This is a genomic window from Priestia sp. P5_B4 (assembly GCF_056400385.1).
Genome location: NZ_JBFULJ010001519.1, coordinates 1 through 530 on the forward strand (window position 1 = coordinate 1; position 530 = coordinate 530).

The window sequence follows — 530 nt, forward strand, 5'->3', positions numbered from 1 at the left end:
TCACGGTCACGATAAGCGCTTTTCACAAGACCAACAGGCGTATCAGGAGAACGGTACTTTAATAGAATCCTTTGCGCTTCAACAATTTGTCTTGTTCGTCTTCCGCTCTTTGGGTTGTAAAAAGCCACTACAAAATCTGCTTGTGCAGCTGCTTCAATTCTTTTTTCGATTAGATCCCACGGCGTAAGGTGGTCACTTAAACTAATCGTACAAGCATCGTGCATCACGGGCGCTCCAAGGAGAGATGCGCATGAATTGATAGCCGAAATGCCAGGAATTACTTCCAGCTCTACGCCCGTTTCTTTTTTCCAGCCTTTTTCAATCAACACTTCATATACAAGGCCTGCCATTCCGTATACTCCTGCATCTCCGCTCGAAATGACAGCTACGGTTTTTCCTGCTTCGGCTTGCTTTACAGCTTCCTGTGCACGGCTTACTTCTTCGGTCATTCCCGTACTAATAATTTGCTGATTCGTTAACAGTCCTTGAATTAATTCCACATAGGTTTTGTAACCGATGATCATATCACT

The 530-nt window shown here is 44.3% G+C and carries 1 protein-coding gene; it reads right to left on the reverse strand.

Translation table 11 applies throughout. The features are described 5' to 3' along the window. A partial coding sequence (gene cobJ, locus AC1DRF_RS31930; RefSeq protein WP_477742819.1) for a precorrin-3B C(17)-methyltransferase occupies nucleotides 1-530 on the reverse strand: 530 nt, incomplete at both ends.